At 73.3% G+C, this 19,500-nt stretch carries 18 protein-coding genes and 1 pseudogene; 8 read left to right on the top strand and 11 right to left on the bottom strand.

All coding sequences use genetic code 11. The features are described 5' to 3' along the window. Window positions 1–100 precede the first annotated feature (100 nt). The gene (locus tag BOQ63_RS41440) at window positions 101–541 is read right to left on the bottom strand and encodes a MarR family winged helix-turn-helix transcriptional regulator (protein ID WP_030279507.1); all 441 of its coding nucleotides are present in this window, start codon (window positions 539–541) and stop codon (window positions 101–103) included. A 112-nt stretch (window positions 542–653) separates the two neighbouring features. Between BOQ63_RS41440 and BOQ63_RS41435 the strand changes: the two are divergent. From BOQ63_RS41435 to BOQ63_RS41420, 4 genes and pseudogenes are all read left to right on the top strand, one after another. Then, window positions 654–1,346: pseudogene (locus BOQ63_RS41435) on the top strand (type 1 glutamine amidotransferase domain-containing protein); the annotation flags it as partial. After that, the gene (locus BOQ63_RS41430; protein WP_030279505.1) at window positions 1,332–2,651 is read left to right on the top strand and encodes an aldehyde dehydrogenase family protein; all 1,320 of its coding nucleotides are present in this window, start codon (window positions 1,332–1,334) and stop codon (window positions 2,649–2,651) included. The pseudogene BOQ63_RS41435 and the gene BOQ63_RS41430, both read left to right, overlap by 15 nt. A gap of 159 nt (window positions 2,652–2,810) precedes the next feature. Further along, complete coding sequence (locus tag BOQ63_RS41425; RefSeq protein ID WP_030279503.1) at window positions 2,811–3,131, top strand: hypothetical protein; 321 nt, start codon at window positions 2,811–2,813, stop codon at window positions 3,129–3,131. Further along, a complete protein-coding gene (locus BOQ63_RS41420; protein ID WP_051746604.1) occupies window positions 3,124–4,341 on the top strand; it encodes a polyprenyl synthetase family protein in 1,218 nt (405 codons plus the stop codon). Before BOQ63_RS41425 ends, BOQ63_RS41420 begins: the two co-directional genes overlap by 8 nt. 303 nt (window positions 4,342–4,644) lie before the next feature. Here the strand turns inward: BOQ63_RS41420 and BOQ63_RS41415 are convergent, their stop codons facing one another. The 5 genes from BOQ63_RS41415 to BOQ63_RS41395 all read right to left on the bottom strand — a co-directional run bounded on the left by BOQ63_RS41415 (window position 4,645) and on the right by BOQ63_RS41395 (window position 9,128). Further along, on the bottom strand, window positions 4,645–5,820 hold the full coding sequence (locus BOQ63_RS41415) for an MAB_1171c family putative transporter (RefSeq protein WP_030550476.1): 1,176 nt from the start codon (window positions 5,818–5,820) through the stop codon (window positions 4,645–4,647). Then, window positions 5,820–6,341 (bottom strand): hypothetical protein, encoded by a 522-nt coding sequence (locus tag BOQ63_RS41410; protein WP_046387084.1) that lies wholly within the window; start codon window positions 6,339–6,341, stop codon window positions 5,820–5,822. Before BOQ63_RS41410 ends, BOQ63_RS41415 begins: the two co-directional genes overlap by 1 nt. Window positions 6,342–6,411: 70 nt before the next feature. Next, entirely contained in the window at window positions 6,412–6,969 is a 558-nt protein-coding gene (locus BOQ63_RS41405) for a hypothetical protein (protein ID WP_051746602.1), read from the bottom strand. 411 nt (window positions 6,970–7,380) lie between these two features. After that, window positions 7,381–7,773, bottom strand: a complete 393-nt coding sequence (locus tag BOQ63_RS41400; protein WP_030279492.1) for a ribonuclease domain-containing protein — start codon at window positions 7,771–7,773, stop codon at window positions 7,381–7,383. A 269-nt stretch (window positions 7,774–8,042) separates the two neighbouring features. Continuing rightward, on the bottom strand, window positions 8,043–9,128 hold the full coding sequence (locus tag BOQ63_RS41395) for a phosphatidylinositol-specific phospholipase C domain-containing protein (protein WP_030279490.1): 1,086 nt from the start codon (window positions 9,126–9,128) through the stop codon (window positions 8,043–8,045). A 289-nt stretch (window positions 9,129–9,417) separates the two neighbouring features. Between BOQ63_RS41395 and BOQ63_RS41390 the strand changes: the two genes are divergently transcribed. Beyond that, window positions 9,418–10,071 (top strand): dihydrofolate reductase family protein, encoded by a 654-nt coding sequence (locus BOQ63_RS41390; RefSeq protein WP_030279488.1) that lies wholly within the window; start codon window positions 9,418–9,420, stop codon window positions 10,069–10,071. Between the two features lie 130 nt (window positions 10,072–10,201). On the opposite strand, the gene BOQ63_RS41385 is transcribed toward BOQ63_RS41390, so the two are convergent. Both BOQ63_RS41385 and BOQ63_RS41380 read right to left on the bottom strand, forming a co-directional pair. Beyond that, window positions 10,202–11,080 (bottom strand): geranyl diphosphate 2-C-methyltransferase, encoded by an 879-nt coding sequence (locus tag BOQ63_RS41385; protein WP_030279486.1) that lies wholly within the window; start codon window positions 11,078–11,080, stop codon window positions 10,202–10,204. A gap of 63 nt (window positions 11,081–11,143) precedes the next feature. Beyond that, a complete protein-coding gene (locus BOQ63_RS41380) occupies window positions 11,144–12,442 on the bottom strand; it encodes a family 2 encapsulin nanocompartment cargo protein terpene cyclase (protein ID WP_499504950.1) in 1,299 nt (432 codons plus the stop codon). Window positions 12,443–12,965: 523 nt separating this feature from the next. On the opposite strand from BOQ63_RS41380, the gene BOQ63_RS41375 reads away from it, so the two are divergent. Continuing rightward, complete coding sequence (locus BOQ63_RS41375) at window positions 12,966–14,291, top strand: radical SAM protein (protein WP_030550468.1); 1,326 nt, start codon at window positions 12,966–12,968, stop codon at window positions 14,289–14,291. Window positions 14,292–14,357: 66 nt separating this feature from the next. Here BOQ63_RS41375 and BOQ63_RS41370 read toward each other — a convergent pair whose 3' ends face one another. Next, window positions 14,358–15,161, bottom strand: a complete 804-nt coding sequence (locus BOQ63_RS41370) for a thioesterase family protein (protein ID WP_030550467.1) — start codon at window positions 15,159–15,161, stop codon at window positions 14,358–14,360. 292 nt (window positions 15,162–15,453) lie between these two features. On the opposite strand from BOQ63_RS41370, the gene BOQ63_RS41365 reads away from it, so the two are divergent. After that, window positions 15,454–16,143 (top strand): hypothetical protein, encoded by a 690-nt coding sequence (locus BOQ63_RS41365; RefSeq protein ID WP_072656041.1) that lies wholly within the window; start codon window positions 15,454–15,456, stop codon window positions 16,141–16,143. A gap of 144 nt (window positions 16,144–16,287) precedes the next feature. Here BOQ63_RS41365 and BOQ63_RS41360 read toward each other — a convergent pair whose 3' ends face one another. Beyond that, the gene (locus BOQ63_RS41360; RefSeq protein ID WP_030279476.1) at window positions 16,288–17,172 is read right to left on the bottom strand and encodes a winged helix-turn-helix transcriptional regulator; all 885 of its coding nucleotides are present in this window, start codon (window positions 17,170–17,172) and stop codon (window positions 16,288–16,290) included. Between the two features lie 70 nt (window positions 17,173–17,242). On the opposite strand from BOQ63_RS41360, the gene BOQ63_RS41355 reads away from it, so the two are divergent. Continuing rightward, window positions 17,243–18,526, top strand: coding sequence for an MFS transporter (locus BOQ63_RS41355; protein ID WP_360462364.1), 1,284 nt, complete (start codon window positions 17,243–17,245; stop codon window positions 18,524–18,526). 113 nt (window positions 18,527–18,639) lie between these two features. Here BOQ63_RS41355 and BOQ63_RS41350 read toward each other — a convergent pair whose 3' ends face one another. Further along, window positions 18,640–19,350: a hypothetical protein gene (locus BOQ63_RS41350; RefSeq protein WP_050367068.1), complete on the bottom strand. Its 711-nt coding sequence runs from the start codon at window positions 19,348–19,350 to the stop codon at window positions 18,640–18,642. Between the last annotated feature and the right edge of the window lie 150 nt (window positions 19,351–19,500).

Below are 19,500 nucleotides of genomic sequence, written 5' to 3'. Positions count from 1 at the left end.
CTCGGAATCTCGGAATCAGCCTTCGCGCTTGCGGTCCTCCGTCGCGGCCTCGGAGAGCCGGTCGTCCGCACGGGTGGCGCCGCGCACGTCCCGATGGACGTCAGGCGTCGGCACCGGCGGGAAAGAGCCGGCCCAGCAGGCGCTGGAAAGCGTGCCGGTCTCCCTCGCCCAGCTCGTCCAGACCGCTGAGGGTCGCCAGCAGCTCGGCACGGATCTCCTGGACGGTCCGCTCACCGTCCTCGGTCAGGATCACCCGCTTGACCCGACGGTCGGCGGGATCGACCTCGCGGCGGACCAGGCCGTGCGCCTCCAGCCGGTCGACGATGCCGGTGACGTTGGACGCGTCACAGGCGAGCAGCTCGGCGAGGGTCCGCATGGGCATCGGACGCCGGAGCAGGCTCAACACCTTGCCCTGCATCAGGGTGAGGCCGCGTGCCGCCGCCACGGTGGCGAAGCTCCGGTAGTACGCGGCCGCGGCCTGGGCCAGCTGGTCCATCAGCTCGATGGAGGTGGGCGCGGGGGGCGGGGTGGTGCTGGTCATGGATCGAGTGTAGGCGGGATTGGTTGACATCCTCAACCATCGGGGTCTACCGTCGACGCATTACTTGAGGCTATCAACCATCGAACCCCTCAACTCATCCCGGAGCACCACCATGACCGCCGCCCTCTTCGTCGTCACCGGCGCCACGCACTGGACCCTCGCCGACGGCACCACCCACCCGACCGGCTACTGGGCCGAGGAGCTCGCCGAACCGCACCGCGTCTTCCGCGAAGCCGGTTACGAGATCACCGTCGCCACGCCCGGCGGCGTGGCGGCCACCGTCGACCGCGCCAGCCTGACCGCCGCGGCCAACGGCGGCCAGGAGCGGGCCGACGCCGTCACCGCGTACCTCGACTCCATCCGGGACTCGCTCACCGCTCCCGCCACGCTGGAGGAGATCGACCCGGACGCCTACGACCTGGTCTTCTACCCCGGCGGCCACGGCCCCATGGAGGACCTCGCGGTCAACGAGGCCTCCGGCCGCATCCTCACCCGCGCCCTCGACTCGGGCCGGCCGCTCGGCGTGATCTGCCACGCACCGGCCGCGCTGCTCGCCGCGCGCCGCGAGGACGGCAGCTGGCCCTTCGCCGGCTACCGCATGACCGCGTTCACCAACGCCGAGGAGACCGCGGCCGGACTGGCCGACCGCGCCGCGTGGCTGGTCCAGGACCGTCTGGTCGAGCTGGGCGCCGACTTCGCCGAAGCCGCCCCGTTCACCCCGCACACCGTCGTCGACCGCAACCTGTACACCGGACAGAACCCGGCCTCCTCCGCGGCTCTGGCCCACCGGCTGGTCGAGGCCCTCGCCACCGACGCCGACAGCGTCGTGAAGCGGCTGCGGGCCACGTTCCGGTCCGGACGCACCAAGCCGCTGGACTGGCGCCTCGACCAGCTCCGCGCGCTGCGCACGCTGCTCACCGAACAGTCGGAGGCGTTCCTGGCCGCCCTCAACGCCGACCTGGGCAAGGGCGCCACCGAGGCGTACCGCACCGAGATCGCCTTCACCCTCAACGAGCTCGACCACACGGTGCGGCACCTGGAGGAATGGCTGCGCCCGAAGCCGGCCGCCGTTCCCGACGCCTTCCTCCCGGCCCAGGCCCGGGTGGTCCGCGACCCGCTCGGCGTGGTGCTGATCATCGCCCCGTGGAACTACCCGCTGCAGCTGGCCCTCGCCCCGCTGGTGGGTGCCCTGGCGGCCGGGAACACCGCCGTGGTCAAGCCCAGCGAGCTGGCCCCGGCGACCTCGGCGGCCATCGCCCGCCTGCTGCCCCGCTACCTCGACCCGCAGGCCGTCGCCGTCGTGGAGGGCGCCGTCCCGGAGACCTCCGCACTCCTGGAGCAGCGCTTCGACCACATCTTCTACACCGGCAACGGCGCGGTCGGGCGGATCGTCATGGCCGCCGCCGCCAAGCACCTCACCCCCGTCACCCTCGAACTCGGCGGCAAGAGCCCCGTGGTGGTCGAGCCCGGCGTCGACCTGGCCGTGACCGCGCAGCGGATCGCCCGGGGCAAGTTCCTCAACGCCGGCCAGACCTGCGTCGCCCCCGACTACGTGCTGGCCGTCGGCGACACCGCCCCCGCGCTCGCGGCCGAACTGGCCGCAGCCGTCCGCGCCGCCCACGGGGACGACCCGGCCGGCGACCCCGAGTACGGGCGGATCGTCAACGAGCGCCACTTCGACCGTCTGACCGCCCTGCTCGGCGAGGGACGGGTCGTCACCGGCGCCAGCCACGACCGCGCGACCCGCTACCTGGCACCCACCGTGCTCGCCGACGTCCCGCCCGCGGCTCCCGTGATGCAGGAGGAGATCTTCGGACCGATCCTGCCGATCATCACCGTGCCCGACCTCGACGCGGCGATCGCCTTCATCAACGAGCGCGACAAGCCGCTCGCGCTGTACGCCTTCACCGACTCCGACCGCACCAAGCAGCGGCTGGCCGAGGAGACCTCCTCCGGCGCGCTCGTCTTCGGCCTGCCCGTGTCGCACCTGGCCGTCCCCGAGCTGCCGTTCGGCGGTGTCGGCGAGAGCGGCATGGGCCGCTACCACGGCGAGTATTCCATCGACACCTTCAGCCACGCCAAGGCGGTCCTCGACAAGCCGCTGGGCTGAGACCGGGGCGGTCGGCCGGCCCGGCGCTGGACGTGCGGTTGCGCCGCACGTCCAGGCCCTGCACCTCGCAGTGCGCACCCTTCGCCGGTGACCAGCACCTGCGCTGGCAGTCGGAGCCCGGGGGGCTGGGCAGTGGGACGCTGCTTCCCCCGGCGCAGCATGCAGATCGCGGTCCAGGACGTGCTGGACCGCGATCGGGTGGTGCTGGTCCCCCCGCTGGCCCGGACGCTCGTCACTCCGGCGACGGGGATGGTCCCCCGCCGCCTGGTGGTCACCGCCCGGGTGGGTGACGACCGGGTCGTGCTGGACTTCCACGCCCGCACGGCCGCCCGGATCGCCAACCCCTCCGAGACCAGCCTGCGTCCGTTCAGCGTCCACGAGACGCTCGGCCCCTGCCGCGTCGAAGCCGTCATCGGCGGCCGCCTGCTGGCCTTCGAGACCGGTGGCATCGTGGAGTTCGCCGGGGGTGCCCATGACTGACACCCTCGCGTTCACCGGCGCCGGGCTGCTGGAGCGGACGGTCGCGGCGCTGGCCGACCGCGCCCCGGCGATCGTCGCCGCCGCGGCGGACCAGATGCGCGGCATCCGGCTCGGTCTGCACTTCAACGACGGCAGCCATGCCACCCTCACCGTCCAGCACAGCCACCTGATCGTCGCCCAGGAACGCTGCCCGGATCCGGACGTCGAGGTCGCCTTCGACGACCGGGCGATGAACCTCGTCTTCGACCTCCAGCGCCGCCCCACCACGGAGGTCCTGTCCGAGAGCCTCGACGTCCGCGGCTCCCAGGAGCAGACCCTGGCCACCTGGCGCGCCTTCACCCTGCTCTCCCAGCGGGCCTCCGGGCTGCGCTCCGTGCAGGAGCTGTGGGGCAGCTACCGCGAGCAGGTACCGCAGCTGTGGGGCGCGAGCACCGGGGCCGCCGCAGCGGACCGGGCCGGGCCGGACAGCCGGTGGCGGGCACTGGACTTCCTCACCGGGCTCAGGCCCGCCGACGTGCCCGGGCAGCAACGGCCCGCCCTGGTCGGCGGTACGACCGTCACCGCCCCGCGTCTGCTCTGGGACGGCCGGCAGACCTCCCCGTGGTGGCACGAGGACCGCATCAGCGATGCCGATCTGCGACAGACCATGGAGATCTGCCGCAGCCGCACCAAGGACGAGATGCAGCGCCTGATGCCGGACCGCGAGCCGCGCGCCGAGCTCTACGACCTGATGCGCAGCTACCCGGCACGCCAGGGCAAGGGGCTGCGCCCCACCCTCACCATCGCGGCCTGCGCCGCGTTCGGCGGCCGCCCGGAGGAGGCCGTACGCGCCGCCGCCGCACTGGAGCTCTTCCACAACGGGTTCCTCGTCCACGACGACATCGCTGACGAGTCCACCCACCGCCGGGGGCTGCCCACGATGCACGAGGAACACGGCGTCGGCCTGGCCGTCAACGTGGGCGACGGGCTGAACCTGCTCGCCGTCGACGCGGTGCTGTCCAACCTGGAGACCCTGGGCCTGGCCCGCACCCTCGGCCTGATCCGGGAGGCCCTGCACATGTGCCGGGAGTCCGTCGAGGGGCAGGCCGTGGAGCTCGGCTGGATCCGCCATGGCGTCGTCCCGCCGGAGGACGACGCCTACTTCGTCATGAGCACCAAGAAGACCGGCGGGTACACCTGCACCAGCCCGTGCCGCATCGGCGCGGTCTGACCGACGGCGGGGCGCTCCCGCCCACCCCCGTAGGTCGGGAGCGCCCCGCCGGTCGGCCCGGTTCAGGGACCGTCATGCTCTTCGGGCGGTTACGACCCGCCGGCTCCAACCGGTGTCACGGGTTCGGCGTCCGCCGCGACCGCTTCCCGAACCGCACATCCCCGCCCCCAGGTCGGCAGCGGCGGACTCCTTCACCGCGCGACGATCATAATCGCCATGGAGGGAAAACGGCACCTCCCGGGCTGGATCGAGCGGCAACCGTGGCCGGGGAGGGGAATGACGCTCTGTCAAGGTACTGACCGATCAGTGGCCTTCGTCCGCGCCGAGCTGTCGGTAGGCCGCGGCCACGGTGAGCATCCAGGCGATCTCCTCGCGCGGGGTGCGGCCGCCGGTGGTGGCGGCCAGGGCCGAGGGCGGTGCGGGGGCGGGGAGGTGGCGGGCTCGGTGCCGGACGGCGGTGCGCAGCCAGCGGGCCTCGACCCGGGCGAGGTCCTCGTCGGCGGCGACCGTCGAAGCGGCCCCGGGCGCCGAACCGGCCCCGGGTACCGGGGCGTCCTCGCGCAGGACCAGGGCCGCGTCCCGGATGGCGAAGGCCCGGTGGGCGAGTTCGACCGAGCGGTCGCGGACGGCCAGCAGGTCGCGCAGCCGGCTGCTCGGGGTGCCGAGCACCACCTGCGGGACGGCGGCCACCACGTCCGCCCAGAGCGGGTGGAGCCGCCACAGCGCGTACTGGTCGCGCAGGTAGCCGACCAGCGTCCGGGCGGGCGGGACGGTGACGCCGAGGACGAGCAGCACCAGCATGAGCGCGGGCAGCACCTCGCTGAGCGTGTCCTGCAGCGGTACCGGCTTGCCGTCGGCGTCGAACTCGGTCGCGTTGCCGCTGGTGAGGATGAAGTGGTAGCGGTATAGCGCGTAGGTCAGACCGGTGGCCCCGGACGCGGCCAGGCAGGTCAGTCCGGCCCGCAGCGCTCCGGGTGGCACGGCCTCCCGGTTCGACCAGAACAGGACCGTCGCGCGTGCACTGGCCAGGGCGAAGACGGTGTCGAACACACACAGGTAGACCTTGACCCCGGGTTCGCCGAAGTGGGCGTCGATGCCGAAGGCGCCGTCGGCGTCGTGCGGGAGCGCGAAGACGAACAGCAGGGTCAGGGCGAGTCCCGCGGCCACGGTGAGCAGCAGTCGGGCGCGGGCGGCGCCCGGCCGATCCGGGCGCCGCCGTACCGCCTGGACGTACTCCAGCAGGAAGTACGCCGCGGCGACCCCGGCGAGGTGCTTGAGCAGCTGGGTGACGTCCCGGATGCCGGTGACGTCGCCGAGCGCCCGCTCGATGAACGCCGGGCGGCAGCTGAGCCCGAGGGCGATCGCGGCGAAGGCCGCCCAGAGCGCCCGGTTCGCCCGGGTGGTGAAGGCGGAGGGCGCCCGCCAGAGCACGACGGCCCAGATGAGCGTGGGCATCAGCCAGGTGAACAGCGGGCGCATCAGGGCTTCCTCCACCGGGGCTGGCGGATCGGGTGCAGCAGGCTCGCGGCCAGGCGATCGGAGACGGGGCCCGGGTCGGTGGTGGCGCCGACCAGGTCGGCCAGCAGCAGGGCGATCATCTCGGCCTCCTGCTCCTCGGCGGTGTGGTAGCTCGTCCGGCCCGCGCCCATCAGCTGGGCGATCAGTTCGGGCGTCAGGTCGGGCAGCAGCGCGGTCAGCCGGGAGAGCTCCAGGGTGCCGGTGTGACCGCACAGGACGTGGCCGAGTTCGTGCAGCTTGATCAGATCCTGGTGAGCCGGGCTGGTGCGCTCCTCGTAGTAGACGACGTCGATGCTGGGCAGCGCGATCCACAGGCCGCAGGGGAGGTCGGGGCCGAGCGCGGGCAGCGGCTCCATGACGATGCGGCGGCCCCGCTCGCGTTCCAGCGCGGCGCGGAAGCCCTCGACGGTGAAGGGGGCGGGCAGGCTCAGGCCGGAGAGCCGCTGCTCGCAGCGTCGGCGCAGACCGCGGGGGAAGACCAAGGCGAGGGTGTTCCTTCGGGGCGGGGGCGTCTATCGGGTACGGGTCCGGGGGGTGGCACGGTGCGCCCGCTCATCTTCCGTCGGCGGGGGTGGTGTGCCGCCCGTCCTGCCCCACGGGGCCCTCCTCTGCGGCGTCCTGTTCGAGCTTGCGGAGGTTGTCGGCGAGGGAGAGCAGCACCCGCAGGCTGCCGTCGGAGAGCGCCGAGGCCCGCTTGGCCAGGTTGACCACCCCGTCGTTGCCCAGCGCCTGCCTCAACTCGGCGACCCGCTCAAGCTGTTCGAGCTGCTCGTCGACCACGGCGGCCTTGGCGTCGTCCAGGAAGTAGCTCGCGCCGGCGCCGATCCCGAAGCCCCGGCCCAGCCAGTCGAGCGTGTCCACGGTGGGGTTGCAGGCCTGGCCCTTCTGGTTCAGGCCGAGATGGAGGTTGCGGACGGTGTCGCGGGAGATGACGTCCCGGCCGGCCAGGCGGTTGATCCGGTCGGCGAGTTCACGGTAGGCCGGAGGGCGGCCGCCGGACCGTGCCGCCTCACGGGCCATCAGCCGGTCCAGTCGGCGGGCGATGGCCGCAGCGCGCTCCCCCGGCTGCTCCGACCCGCCTGCTCCGTCGTCCGCTGCTGCCTTCACCATGTGCTTGCCCCCTCCGCGGCCTGCCACGATACCGTCGGTGCCCGATCGCACGGTAGCCGGGGCGGCGCGGGCGGCCCGGGAGGGTGCGGGAGGCCCGGCGGCGGGCAGTGGACCGATGAGTGGCCGTGCGCGTCCGCCGGCGTCCGGGGTGGTGGACGAAGCGGTAGGTGTCGCGGTCGAGTTCGGTGACCTGGACGCCGATCGCCGCCGGTACGGCGATGTGCGCGCCCAGCACCTCCAGCACCCGGGCGGTCGGTTCGGCGCGTTGAACGGTGGTCCGGGCGGAACAGGGTCTTGCGCTGCACCCCCCTACCGCGCCCGAGCACCGGGGCCGCTCGGAGGCCCGGGCCGGGAGCGGGCCCCGTTCGCCATGGCTTCCGGCGGCCCGGGGCCCGGGGGCGACAAATGCGGTCAGCAGCCGAAGTCGATCAGGCGGAAGGTCGCGTAGTGGTCGCTGGTGTAGTAGTCCTCCTGGTGGCGCTGGCCGGTGACGATCCGGCGGGCGCCGCGGGTCGGCGCGCCGGGGGTCACCACGGTGTACTCGTGGTAGTAGCCGGAGCGTTGGGACGGCAGCACTCCCTCCTTGTTGGTGAACACCACGCCGTCCTGGCGGTACGGGAAGGGCCCGCCCTTGGCGATCAGGCCGAGGGTGGTCCGAGCCTGGGACGGCAGGGCGGACACGCACACCTTGCCGCTCACCGCGGCGTGCGCCTCGGTCGCGACGGCGACTGGCGCGAGGGTGGCCAGGGAGAGGACGGCGACGGCGGCGGCACGGGACTTCCACGCGCGTAGAGTTCGGGTCATGCCAACCAGGATGGCGAGCCCCTGAGCTCCCCGGAAGCCCCGTTCGGAGTCTTCATCTCCGGTCAACTCCCCGTATCCGTCGATGACTTCCCCCGGAAGGCCGGCGACTGCGCAGCGCGGACCGCTCGGACGGCCGAGGTCGCCGGGCTCGTCGCGGGCGAGGACGGCGCCGGGGCCGTCCTCGCCCACATCGACCGGCTCGGCGGGGGCCGTCGCCGCTGAGCCCGGCCGGGTCACGCAGATCACCCGGGCCGGGCCGCCGCGGAGCGTCAGCCGCGGGACAGCACCAGGGACTGCACCGTCGGGAGCTTGCGCCAGTCGCTGGACACGATGCTGGCGTGCGCCCGGGCCAGCTGCTCGGTCCGGGCCCGCGCCTGGTCGGCGGTCGGGTCGGTGGCGCTGATCTGCGGCGCGACGTTCTGGGCGTCCGTCATCACCACCAGGTAGTGCGAGCGGTCGTACCAGGCGGTGTCGATGCCGTTGAGGTAGGTGGCGGCGTCGCCGTCGAAGACCACGAACCAGGGGCGGATCCCGGTGTCCGCGCCGGTGTACTTGCTGCGCGGGTCACCGGCCGCCGCGCCGTGCACGGCCGGGAACAGCTGGGCCTGGCCGATCCGCCCGGCCGCGGCCAGGTCGCGCAGGTGCCGCCCGTACTCGACGTCGGTGTGCAGGGTGTCGAAGGGGTTGTTCTCCTCGACCGTCCCCGGTATCGCGTAGAGCAGCACCCGCCCGGCGAGGGCGGAGCGGCTCGGCCAGTTGCCCGCCCGCACCGCCTCGTCGACGGTGGCGTACGAGCCGCCGCCGGGCTTGGCCAGCAGGTCGGCCGGGCGCAGCACCGCGTCCCCGAGGTGCGCGGCGATCAGCGCGTCGAGCTGGTCGGGGCCCATCCCCATGTTGGCCGCGAAGCCGCCCTTCAGCTCCAGCTTGACCACCAGCGGTCCGGCGGCCGGGTGGGCTCCCAGCCAGACCCGGATGTCGTCGAGGCAGTGCTCCAGGTTCTTGTTGGTGCCGCCGCCGTAGAGCTGGCCCGGGTTGTCGGCGGCGGTGCAGTTGTTGGAGTTGCCGAGCGGGTTGGAGTGGCTGACCTTCCACTCCTTGGTGATGACGTCGGTCCAGAGGTCGAGTTCGACCATGCCGGTGCCGGTGTCCAGGCTCTGGGCGAGGTACTGGTAGGCGGCCGGGTCGTAGGTGTTGTGCAGGCCGACGGTGGTGGCCGAGCCGAAGGGCAGGTCGCCGGTGCCGGTGTCGGCGGCCGCCGGGGCCGCGCTCGGCACCAGGGCGGCGGCCCCGGCGAGCAGGCCTGCGGCCAGGAGGCCGGCCAGGGTACGGCCTGAGGTCGTGCGGCGTGCGGTCATCGGAATCGTTCCCCCCGGGGTCCGTTGCGGCGGCCGCCCGTGCGCGCCGCCGGAGGCAGCATCGCCCGTCGGGGCGTGCACCTCGTGAAGAAGGCACGACAATATCGTGACGGCTTCACCACTCCTGACCCGGGCCTCCCCGCGCAGCGGCCGCCACGCCCCGCCAGTGACGGAACGTCAGGATCGTCGGGCCCGGGCGCTAGCGTGACCGCGAGCGGACGCCGGAAGCGGTGGAGTGGCGGGCGGCCGCGAGCAGCCGAATTCAACGAAGAGCAGTGGAGGCAGCACCGTGTCCCTGGTCCGGGTCCACAACTTCTCGATCTCCCTCGACGGCTACGGCACCGGCGAGGGCCAGAGCCTGGAGAGCCCCTTCGGGCACGCCGCCGACCGGCTGCACAGGTGGTTCTTCGGCACCCGCACGTTCCGGCGGATGCAGGGCCGGGAGGGCGGCGGCACCGGGGTGGACGACGCGATGGCCCGCACCTGGGCCGACGGCATCGGCGCGGAGATCATGGGCCGCAACAAGTTCGGTCCGCAGCGCGGGCCCTGGCAGGACGAGGACTGGAAGGGCTGGTGGGGGTCGAACCCTCCGTTCCACACCCCGGTCTTCGTCCTGACCCACCACCCGCGCCCCAGCGTGGAGATGGAGGGCGGGACGGTCTTCCACTTCATCGACGCCACGCCCGAGGAGGCCCTGCGGCAGGCCCGGGAGGCGGCCGGCGGCAAGGACGTCCGGATCGGCGGCGGCCCGCGCACCGTCCGGGCGTTCCTGGAGGCCGACCTGATCGACCACCTGCACGTGGTCGTGGTGCCGATCGTGCTCGGGCGGGGCGAGTCTCTCTGGGCCGGGCTCGAAGGGCTGGAGGAGCGGTTCGACTCCGAGGCGGTGGCCGGTCCGAGCGGTGTCACCCACCTCACCTTCACCCGCCGCGGCACCGCGTGACGGCACCCGCCCCGGTGGTGACGGCCGACGGGTGGCCTCCTCACGCGGGTACGAGGAGGCCGCCCCGTCGGCCCGGTGGTCGGCGCCCGGTCGGGCCTGGTCAGATGCGGTCAGATCCGGGTGGCCCCGATCAGACCCGGTCGGCCGCGATCAGCACGTACTGGAAGGAGCCGTCCTTGTAGGACTCGATGAACGCCTCCTCGATGCCGGTGACCAGCGAGGTGGTGTTCCGCAGCTCCCAGTAGGGCAGGGTGTCCGGAGTCAGGTCGATGACGGCCTGGGGCACCAGGCGGTTGTCGGCCATCGCCCGCAGGTACTCCCGGCGGGAGTGGATGTTGCACTCGAAGTGCGCGTTGATCTGCGAGACCCACTTCGACGGCTGGCCGTACTTGGGGTTCCAGCAGCCGGTGATGGTCACGTAGCGGCCGCCGACCGCCAGCACCCGGGAGTGCTCGGCGAACAGGTCGTGCAGGTCGACGTACATGCTGGACTCGTTGTTCCACGAGCCGGCGATCGAGCCGTTCTCCAGGGGCATCTCCAGCATGTTGGCCACCCGGGAGCGGACGAACTCGCCGATGCCCAGCTCGGCGGCGCGCTTGTTGCCGAAGTCGGCCTGCTGGGTGGAGAGGGTCAGGCCCTCGACGCGGCAGCCGAAGCGCTGGTGGGCCATGACCATCGAGCCGCCGCGGCCGCAGCCCGCGTCGAGCAGTGTGGACTCGGCCCGGATGTCGCCGAGGTTGTCGAGCAGGAGGTCGGCCTGGGCGGACTCCAGCCGGTGCAGCTCGGCGATGACCTTCTTCTCGCGCTCGGTGTCGGCCGGGTCGCCGAGAGCCGCCCGGTCGATCTCGCCGATGCCGTAGTGGTGGTGGTACAGGCCGTCGACGTCGCCCAGGCGCAGGTTGACGGGGCGTGCCTCGTGGTCCCAGTAGCGCGCGATGTCGCCCTGGTACGGAGTCGCCGGGCCGGGGATGGCGCTGCTGGGGGTAGTGATGTCGTCGGTCAGGGACATGGGTCAACTCCAAGGTTCTTACGGTTGGTTATTGGGCAATTGGCGGCTTCCGGGGCCTCTCGGTCACCAGAAGTCGGGCAGGCTGTAACGGTGGGTGTTGGTCTGGTGCCAGTAGTGGTTGCCGTCGAGCCACGCGGCCACCCCGCGCAGGAAGCGCACCAGGGTCGGCACCGGGCAGGCGAGGGCCAGCGCGGCCGACTCGGCCTCGAAGGCGTGCATCAGCTCGTTGTGGACCTCGACCGCCTTCAGGTAGCCCTCCTTGCGCGAGACGCCCTCCCGCTCGGAGATCACCACCGGCAGGTTCAGGTGGAGCCCGGGACTGGAGAGCTCCTTGGTGTACGAGTACAGGTCGTTGACGATCGTGGTGGCGTTGCCGGCCAGTGCGATCACCCGCTGCATGGCGGGCAGCGCGTGCAGTTCCGCGGGCAGCTCGTAGCCGCCGACGGTGTCCGTGATCGTCGGGCAGGGGCGGAAGTTGTTGAACTGGCGCATCGCCAGGTACTCCCACACCTCCGGGACGTGGTCGGTCTCGGCCCAGGCGGCCTCGGCCAGGTACCCCAGGTGCAGCCGCGCCATGTCGTGCCGGAAGCGGTCCGCCTGGGAGGGCGTGGAGGCGCGGACGAAGTAGTCCATCGCCGAGCGGTACGAGCGCCGGGGCGCGTCCTCGGAGAGCGAGGCCTCCCAGCCGGGGTGGTACTCGGGGGTGGTGTGCAGCGGGTCCAGCGCGGTGTGGGCGAGCAGCAGCCGGCTGCCCAGGCCGATCGGCGAGCCGCCGAGGTCCTCGCAGTAGCAGTCGTCCACCGCGTTCTCGGCGACCATCAGGCGGGCCGCGAGCATCAGGTGGTCGATGCTCGGCGCGTCGGGGTGGCAGGCCACCATGTAACGCCCGGTGGAGAACCCGTCGAAGTCCTTCTCCCACTCCGGCGGGTAGAGCTCGATCTCGTCGATCGCCCAGGCCTTGATCCTCAGGCTGAGCGCCTCCACCCGGGCCGGGTCGGGCTCGGCGATCGGGTGGTGGTAGAGGCCGGGGATCGGGTCGCCGAGCTTCGGCTTCCCGCCGCTCGACGCCGCGGTGGCCCGGGGGGCCGTCAGCGCGGCGGGGAGGGACGGCACGGGGAGGGAGGGAACGGGCAGCGACGACCGCTGGACGTCCGGGACCGCCGCCCCGAGCGTCGCCGTCCTGGCCACGACGGCCTCCAGTGCCACGGTCTCGACCACCCTGTTCTCCGCGCCGGCCGCCGTCGGGGCCTCGGGGGCGGGGACCTCCGGCGCCCGAACGGCCGGTCCGGCAGTCTCGGGTACGGGGACCTGCGGCCTCAACTGCAGCCCGGCGGTGCCCAGCCCGGTGGGACCGCGGAGGATCCGTCCGATCGTCGGGGAGCTCACGGGCCCACCGCCGGGGCGGGCGCGGGCCCGGTTCGGGTGCCCGGTGTGATGCGCAGGGGCATGGAGCCTCCTCTGAGAGGGATCGCATGATGTGACGGGTCGTCATCCGCCCGACGCGATGGGGAACTCCACGCCGCGGGCCCCGTCTCGCTCGCTTCCCCACCGTAGGCGCGAAGGTCCGTTCCGGATCCCAACGGACGATCTTCTACACCCGATAGGGTGAACGTTCATGTCGACGGCGTTTGCCCGTGCCCCTGTCATGCATGGGCCACCCCTCGGCTCGGCGCCCCGACCCCGAACCGGTCGACCCGCCCCGCCCCGACGCCGCGTCAACCCGGTGCATCTCGACCCGTGGCCCGGCTCACCGGCCGGCGTTGCGCCCCGGCGGTCCCGTACGGCGGGTCGGCGCCGGGCGGCCCTGTCCGTCCCACCTGTGTAAGGGGGAGAAGAATGGGCGCAGCGCCGTGAGAGGAACGGGGCCAGGAAGGAAGAGCAGCGCATGGAGAGCCAGGCCCGCAGCCGGACCGCAGTCGTCGAGGACCTCATGGAGCGCTTCCCCGACGTGCCCCGGGAGGCGGTGATCAAGGAGGACCTGCTGCGCGGCGGCATGGCCTTCGACGAGTCCGCCCTCAGCGGCAGCACCGGCGCCGACGGAGGCGGCGAGGTCAAGCCGAAGTCGTACTTCATCTTCTCCTTCGACCACCGCACCCTGCCCGAGCTCGGCGCGGCCGCGCTGAACCGGCCGCCGGAGGAGCTCGTGCTGACCGGCGGGCCGTACGGGCTGCGCCGCACGGTGGTGTCGGTGCGGGTCAACCCGGACTCGCCCTACCGGGTGCGCGCCGGCGAGGACGGTTCGCTCGGCCTCCACCTGGACGGCGCGCGGATCGCCGATGTCGGCCTGCCGCCGATGCCCGACTACTACCGGCACACCCTGGCCAACGGGAAGTCGGTGATGGAGGTCGCCCCCACCATCCAGTGGGGCTACCTGATCTACCTCACGGTGTTCCGGGTCTGCCAGTACTTCGGCGCCAAGGAGGAGTGCCAGTACTGCGACATCAACCACAACTGGCGCCAGCACAAGGCCGCCGGCCGCCCGTACACCGGGGTCAAGCCGGTCGAGGAGGTGCTGGAGGCGCTGGAGATCATCGACCGGCACGACACCGCCCGGGCCTCCCGGGCGTACACCCTCACCGGCGGGGCGATCACCTCGCAGGTCGGCGGCCGGGACGAGGCGGACTTCTACGGCCAGTACGCCAAGGCCATCGAGGAACGCTTCCCCGACCGGTGGATCGGCAAGGTGGTCGCCCAGGCGCTGCCGCGCGACGACGTCCAGCGCTTCCACGACTACGGAGTGAAGATCTACCACCCCAACTTCGAGGTGTGGGACAAGCGGCTGTTCGAGCTCTACTGCCCCGGCAAGGAGCGCTACGTCGGCCGGGACGAGTGGCACCGCCGGATCCTCGACTCCACCGAGGTGTTCGGCGCGGAGAACGTGATCCCCAACTTCGTGGCGGGCGTGGAGATGGCCGAGCCCTTCGGCTTCACCACGGTCGACGAGGCGATCGCCTCCACCCGGGAAGGACTGCGCTTCTTCATGTCCCACGGCGTGGTGCCGCGCTTCACCACCTGGTGCCCCGAGCCCACCACCCCGCTGGGCAAGGCCAACCCGCAGGGCGCGCCGCTGGAGTACCACATCCGGCTGCTGCAGGCCTACCGGGCCACCCTGGAGGAGTTCGGCCTCTCCTCCCCGCCCGGCTACGGACCGGCCGGGCCGGGCAAGGCGGTGTTCTCGGTGAGCTCCTTCATGGACTCGCTGCCGGGCTGAGCCGGTACCGCAACGATGGCGCCGCCCCCTTGGCCGGGGGTGGCGCCATCGGCCTGCCGGCGGGCGTCAACTGCCGGGCATCGGGCGGACGGTGAGGATCTGCTCGGCCCGCCCGACCGGCCCGTGGACGTCGTGCAGCACGGTGCTGGTGACGCCGTGGCCGGACGGTCCGAAGCTGACGCTGGTGTCCAGGCCGGTCCAGCGGCCGTCGGGGCGGCGGTGGAAGTGGATGGTCAGGTCGGTGTTGGGGAACATCCAGGCGGTCGGCTGCTCCCGGACGGCGATGCCGTTGGCGGTGTCGACCAGGGCGATGAAGGCGGCGTGCGGGCTGCTCCGCTCCCCCGCGACGATCTCCAGCGGGGTGGAGAGCCAGGCGGCGGCGCGGCCGGGGGCGGTGGAGCGGCGGCGGACCTCGACCGAGGCGATGTAGCCGCCGCCCCACTGCTCGTCCATCGCCCACGACTCGAACTCCTGCGGCGCGGGCAGCCGTTCGTCGTGCGTCCCGGCGACGGCGCCGGTGTCCTGCTCGGCCAGGAACCAGGCGCGCGCCCGGACCACCGCCCGGCCGTTGACCGAGGCCACCGCCTCCACCAGCTCGATGGTGCGCCCCGGGCGGAGGGTCTCCACCGTGATCTCGAGCTCGTCCAGGGCGATCAGGCCGAGTATGTCGTAGCTGATCCGGGCCAGGGCGAGCCCGTCGGCGGGGCGGTCGGCCCGGTGGCGGTCGATCGCGTGGGCGATCAGGCCGCCGACCGGGCTGAAGTGCTGCTCGTCGGGGTGCCAGGCGCCCTGCGCGTGGGCGGTCGGCTTGTAGCTGTGCTCGCCGGTGCGCTGGTAGTAGCTGTCGGGCGCGGCGGTGGGGGTGGTCAAGGTGCGCTTCTCCTCGGGCCGGATCGCGGTGGTACGGCGGACGCCGGGCTCGTGGCGAACGTCCGCGATCACGATCGTAGGAGTCCGAACGGCCCCGGGAGCTGTGATGCGCCCCACACCCCAAGACTTTCGGCGATCACCCGGTGAATTCGTTCGGAACAGAACCACCGAAGCGACGGGGCGTCAGAACGGCAGCGGAGTCGGACCGCCGGCACCCCGGTCTTCCCCGGTTCCGGGGCTGCCGTCACACTGTCGCGAGCACGAACGGAACCACCGGAAACACGGGGGCAGCATGGCCAGGCGTCCGAACAAGAAGCAGAAGAGACCGCTCGCCGCGGGCGCCGGCCGATCGCCGAAGCCGGCCCGCCGACGCCCCGGCAAGGACATCCGGCTCGCGCCGCGCACGGTGCGCCGCACGGCGCTCCTGGTCGGGCTGCTCGCGCCGCTGCTGATCGTCGGACTGCTCGCGCTCGCCACCAACCCGGACTACCAGGCCCCGTGCACCGTCCTCGCCGTGCTGGTGCTGATGGCGGCCGTGGTCGGGCTGATGATGATCCGCAGCACCGGGTGGGTGATCTGGCCGGCCGTCCTCCTGGGCGTACTGCTGCTGGTGATCCCCACTGCCGCGCTGCGCGCCCAGCTGATCGCCCACCGCGGGGTGGACACCCGGGTCGTGATCACCTCGGCGCACAGCGGCAAGGACCGGATGGGCAAGGTGAGCTGGACCTGCGGCATCCGGCGCGAGGACGGCCAACCACTGCCGCACGGCAGCGTCGTTGGCACCGGCTGCTCGGGCGGCTCGGTCGGTCGGACCACCACGGTGCTGGCCGACCCGGACGGCTGGGCACCGCCGGCCACCCTGGACGACGACCTGTCCTTCCGCGGCGCCGGGGTCTACGTCGCCGGCGCCGCGGCCGTCCTCTGGGCCGCCCTCACCTTCGGCGCGGCGCGCCGCTCCCTGGGCGGGCGGGGCCGGAGGTAGCGGGAGGCAGCCGCCGGTGGGCGTGGTCGGAGCGGCGGCAGGCAGCAGGCGACAGGCCGGCAGGTCCGGACGGCCGCCGTCGAGGGTGCTGAACAGGACGGCCGTACCGAGCGCGCCCACCGACGCCCCAGGCGGCGCGGCCCGTCATTCGCCGCGCAGGCCGTCGAGCAGGCTGAGGACGTCCTCGACCGAGCCCGCGGGGTCGGGGACGGGGTAGAGCGCGCCGCGGACGGTGCGGTCGGCGTCGAGGATCAGCGTGAGCCGCTTGAGGCGTTCGGCGCCGGCGGCACGGAAGGTGGGCAGCCGCAGGGCGGCGGCGAGTTCGAGTCCGGCGTCGGAGAGCAGCGGGAACGGGATCCGCGCGTGGTCGGCGAACGCGGCCAGCTGGTCCGGGCGTTGGGTGCTGACGCCGTGGACGGCCGTGTCGCGGGCGGCGAACTCGCCCATCCGGTCGCGGTAGGTGCAGGACTCCAGCGTGCAGCCGGGGGCGCCGGGGATCTCGCCCCAGCCGGGCGGGTGGCCCATCGTGCCCGGCGCGTAGGCGCCCGGGTAGCAGTACAGCACCGTCCAGGCACGGTCCGCGGCGACCGGGTCGGTCCAGCCGCCGGAGGCGGCGGCGAGTTCCAGGGCGGGCAGCCGGTGGCCGGTGAGCGCCAGCACCCGGCGGGTCTCGGCGGAGTCGGGGGTGCTGGTGCCGGTGAGGGTGCCGTCGCCCAGGACGTAGCGCCCGCCCCAGTCCTGGAGGGCGACCAGGACCGGCAGCAGGCCGCGGCCCCGGTCCGTCAGGTGGTACTCGTAGCGCGGCGGGTGGGGGTGGTAGAGCCGCTTCTCCAGCACACCGTCGGCGACCAGCGCCTTGAGGCGTTCGGTGAGCACCTTGCGGCTGATGCCGAGTCCGTTCTGCAGGGCGTCGAACTGGTGGGTGCCCCCCGCGACGTCCCTGATCAGGAGCAGGGTCCAGGTGTCCCCGACGACCGCCAGGGCCTGGGAGATCGCGCAGTCGGGGTCAGCCGCTTCCGTGTACCGCATGAGCACCCATTATAGTGAGTTCCCAAAAGGAACTCACTCGGTCGTGCGACCGGTGACGAAGGGGTGGGACATGACGACGGAAACGGTGGACGCGACGGCGACGGCGGACCCGGCACGGCCCGGACGGCGCGGGGGCGGCGGGAGCGGCGGGGCGACGGCGTTCTGGCGCTACTGGACGGCCTCGACGGTCAGCCGGCTGGGAGACCAGGTGACGACGGTGGCGCTGCCGCTGATCGCGGTCGTCACCCTGCATGCCTCGGCCTTCGAGGTCGGCCTGATCACCGGCGCCGCGTACCTCGCCTGGCTGGTGATCGGGCTGCCCGCCGGCGTCCTGGTCCAGCGCCTCCCGCTGCGCGGCACCCAGGTCGCGATGGACCTGGTCCGCGCCGCCGCCGTGGCGTCGATCCCGCTGGCGGCCGCCCTCGGGGTGCTCGGCCTGACGCAACTCGTCGTGGTGGCGCTGCTGGTCGGCTTCGCGAGCGTGCTCTTCGACGTCGGCAACTCCACCTTCCTGCCGACCGTCGTCCCCAAGGAGCAGCTGACCGCCCGCAACAGCCTGGTCTCCGGCAGCATCGCGGCCACCGACCTGGCCGGGCCCTCGCTGGGCGGCGTGCTGGTGCAGCTCGTCGGCGGCGCGGCCTCGATGCTGCTGGACTCGGCCAGCTACGTGGTCTCGGCCGCGCTGCTCGGCAGCCTCCCGCAGGCCGGACAGCCCGCCGCCCGGCCGAGCGGCGGCGCCGGGATGCGCGAGCAGATCCGCGAGGGCTGGCGGTTCGTCGCCCGGCACCCGGTGATCCGGCCCTGCGTCGCCGACGCCACCGCCGTGAACTTCGTCTGCGGCGGCCTGATGACGCTCACCCCGGTCTTCCTGGTCCGCACCCTCGACGCGCCGGCCGCCGCCGTGGGCGCCCTGATGGCCACCGGCGGCCTCGGCAGCCTGCTCGGCGCGGCCGCCACGCCGCGCCTGGTGTCCCGTTTCGGCGGCGGCCCCTCGCTGCGCCGGGCCGCGGCGGTCTCCACCGTCTTCGCCCTGCTGCTGCCGCTGGCCGGCTCCGGCTGGGGCACGCTGCTCTTCGCCCTCGGCAACGCCGGGTTCTCCGCCGGGGTCGTGGTCACCAGCATCGTGACCCGCACCCACCGGCAGACCCACACCCCGCCGGAGCTGCTCTCCCGGGTGATGGCCACGGTCCGCTTCGTCTCCTGGGGCGCCATCCCGGTCGGCGCCCTCGCCGCCGGCGCCGCCGCCGCGGCCTGGGGACCGCGCACGGCGCTGCTGCTGGTCGCGATCGTCAGCGTGGCGAGCCCGGCGATCCTGCTGGCCAGCCCGGTCCGCCGGATGCGCGAGCTGGCCTGAGCCGAGATCCGCCGGGCCCGGGCGCGGAGTGCGGTGTGTGGCCGGCCCGGGCCCGGCGGACGGCCGGACCGGGCGGTGGGCGACCCGGGCGCGGTGTGCGGCCCCGGCTGCCGTCAGAGCCCGCTCGGCCAGTTGTAGCTGCTCGGCACGGAAACAGCGGCGTTCTCGGCGGCCGTGCCGTAGACCAGGGCGATCTCGTCGTGGGCGTTGAGCGGGATCGCCGCCGGGTCGCCACCCACCGCCTTGCCGTCGACGTACGCGGTCAGGGTGTGGGTCGCGTCGGTGCGCAGGCCGCCGAGGTGGTCGGCGGAGGCGGAGACCTGCCATTCGGTCAGGAACTGGCCCAGGGTGAAGTCGGCGCTCACCGGCGACTCGACGTGGATGACGCCGGTGGTGTCGTGGGTGTGCAGCGGGCTGATCTTCTGGGCACTCTCGTCGATGCCGACCAGCGCGGGCACCGTCACGGCGTGCCCGTCGGCGTAGACGTCGAGGTGGGCGTGGATGTGCAGGGCCGTGCCCTCGGCGCCGAGCATCGGCAGGCCGGCCGCCTTGACGGCCGCGGCGACGTCGGCGGGGGCGTCCCAGGGCGGCGGGGTGGTACGGCCCGCGGCGGTGGTCCTCGGGTGCGCCGGGACGCCGCTGGGGGCGGTGGAGTCCTGGTTGGTGGCGATCACGACGGCGATCCCGCCGATCACGACGAGCACGAGCAGGCCGATCAGGCCGACCCTCAGCCACCGCCGGGCCCGCGCGTGCCGGACCTCCGCCGCCCGGAGCGCGGCAACGCGGGCCCGCCGTCCGGACGGCCCGGGCTTCTGCGCGGACATCGGTGCGGGCCTCCTCGGTCGAGGTAGCTTCCCTCCCAGCGTGGCAGAGTCCGCCCCTGCCAGCGCGCCGAGCCCGGTGGGGCCACGTACGACCACCGAACAGTCACCGAGAGTGACCGGAAAGACGTCGGCCCCGGCTCCCCTGGTGGG

The organism is Streptomyces viridifaciens (genome assembly GCF_001888885.2).
Classification (GTDB): domain Bacteria; phylum Actinomycetota; class Actinomycetes; order Streptomycetales; family Streptomycetaceae; genus Kitasatospora; species Kitasatospora aureofaciens.
This window is presented reverse-complemented; position numbering and strand designations above follow the sequence as displayed.

Bases quoted from the DNA above. Each gene is read 5' to 3' on its own strand.
- BOQ63_RS41355 (WP_360462364.1), top strand. From the start codon at position 17,243: ATGACGACGGAAACGGTGGACGCGACGGCGACGGCGGACCCGGCACGG.
- BOQ63_RS41365 (WP_072656041.1), top strand. From the start codon at position 15,454: ATGGCCAGGCGTCCGAACAAGAAGCAGAAGAGACCGCTCGCCGCGGGC.
- BOQ63_RS41400 (WP_030279492.1), bottom strand. From the start codon at position 7,773: ATGACCCGAACTCTACGCGCGTGGAAGTCCCGTGCCGCCGCCGTCGCC.
- BOQ63_RS41350 (WP_050367068.1), bottom strand. From the start codon at position 19,350: ATGTCCGCGCAGAAGCCCGGGCCGTCCGGACGGCGGGCCCGCGTTGCC.
- BOQ63_RS41405 (WP_051746602.1), bottom strand. From the start codon at position 6,969: ATGGTGAAGGCAGCAGCGGACGACGGAGCAGGCGGGTCGGAGCAGCCG.
- BOQ63_RS41385 (WP_030279486.1), bottom strand. From the start codon at position 11,080: ATGTCCCTGACCGACGACATCACTACCCCCAGCAGCGCCATCCCCGGC.
- BOQ63_RS41415 (WP_030550476.1), bottom strand. From the start codon at position 5,820: ATGCGCCCGCTGTTCACCTGGCTGATGCCCACGCTCATCTGGGCCGTC.
- BOQ63_RS41440 (WP_030279507.1), bottom strand. From the start codon at position 541: ATGACCAGCACCACCCCGCCCCCCGCGCCCACCTCCATCGAGCTGATG.
- BOQ63_RS41425 (WP_030279503.1), top strand. From the start codon at position 2,811: ATGCAGATCGCGGTCCAGGACGTGCTGGACCGCGATCGGGTGGTGCTG.
- BOQ63_RS41420 (WP_051746604.1), top strand. From the start codon at position 3,124: ATGACTGACACCCTCGCGTTCACCGGCGCCGGGCTGCTGGAGCGGACG.
- BOQ63_RS41395 (WP_030279490.1), bottom strand. From the start codon at position 9,128: ATGACCGCACGCCGCACGACCTCAGGCCGTACCCTGGCCGGCCTCCTG.
- BOQ63_RS41360 (WP_030279476.1), bottom strand. From the start codon at position 17,172: ATGCGGTACACGGAAGCGGCTGACCCCGACTGCGCGATCTCCCAGGCC.
- BOQ63_RS41375 (WP_030550468.1), top strand. From the start codon at position 12,966: ATGGAGAGCCAGGCCCGCAGCCGGACCGCAGTCGTCGAGGACCTCATG.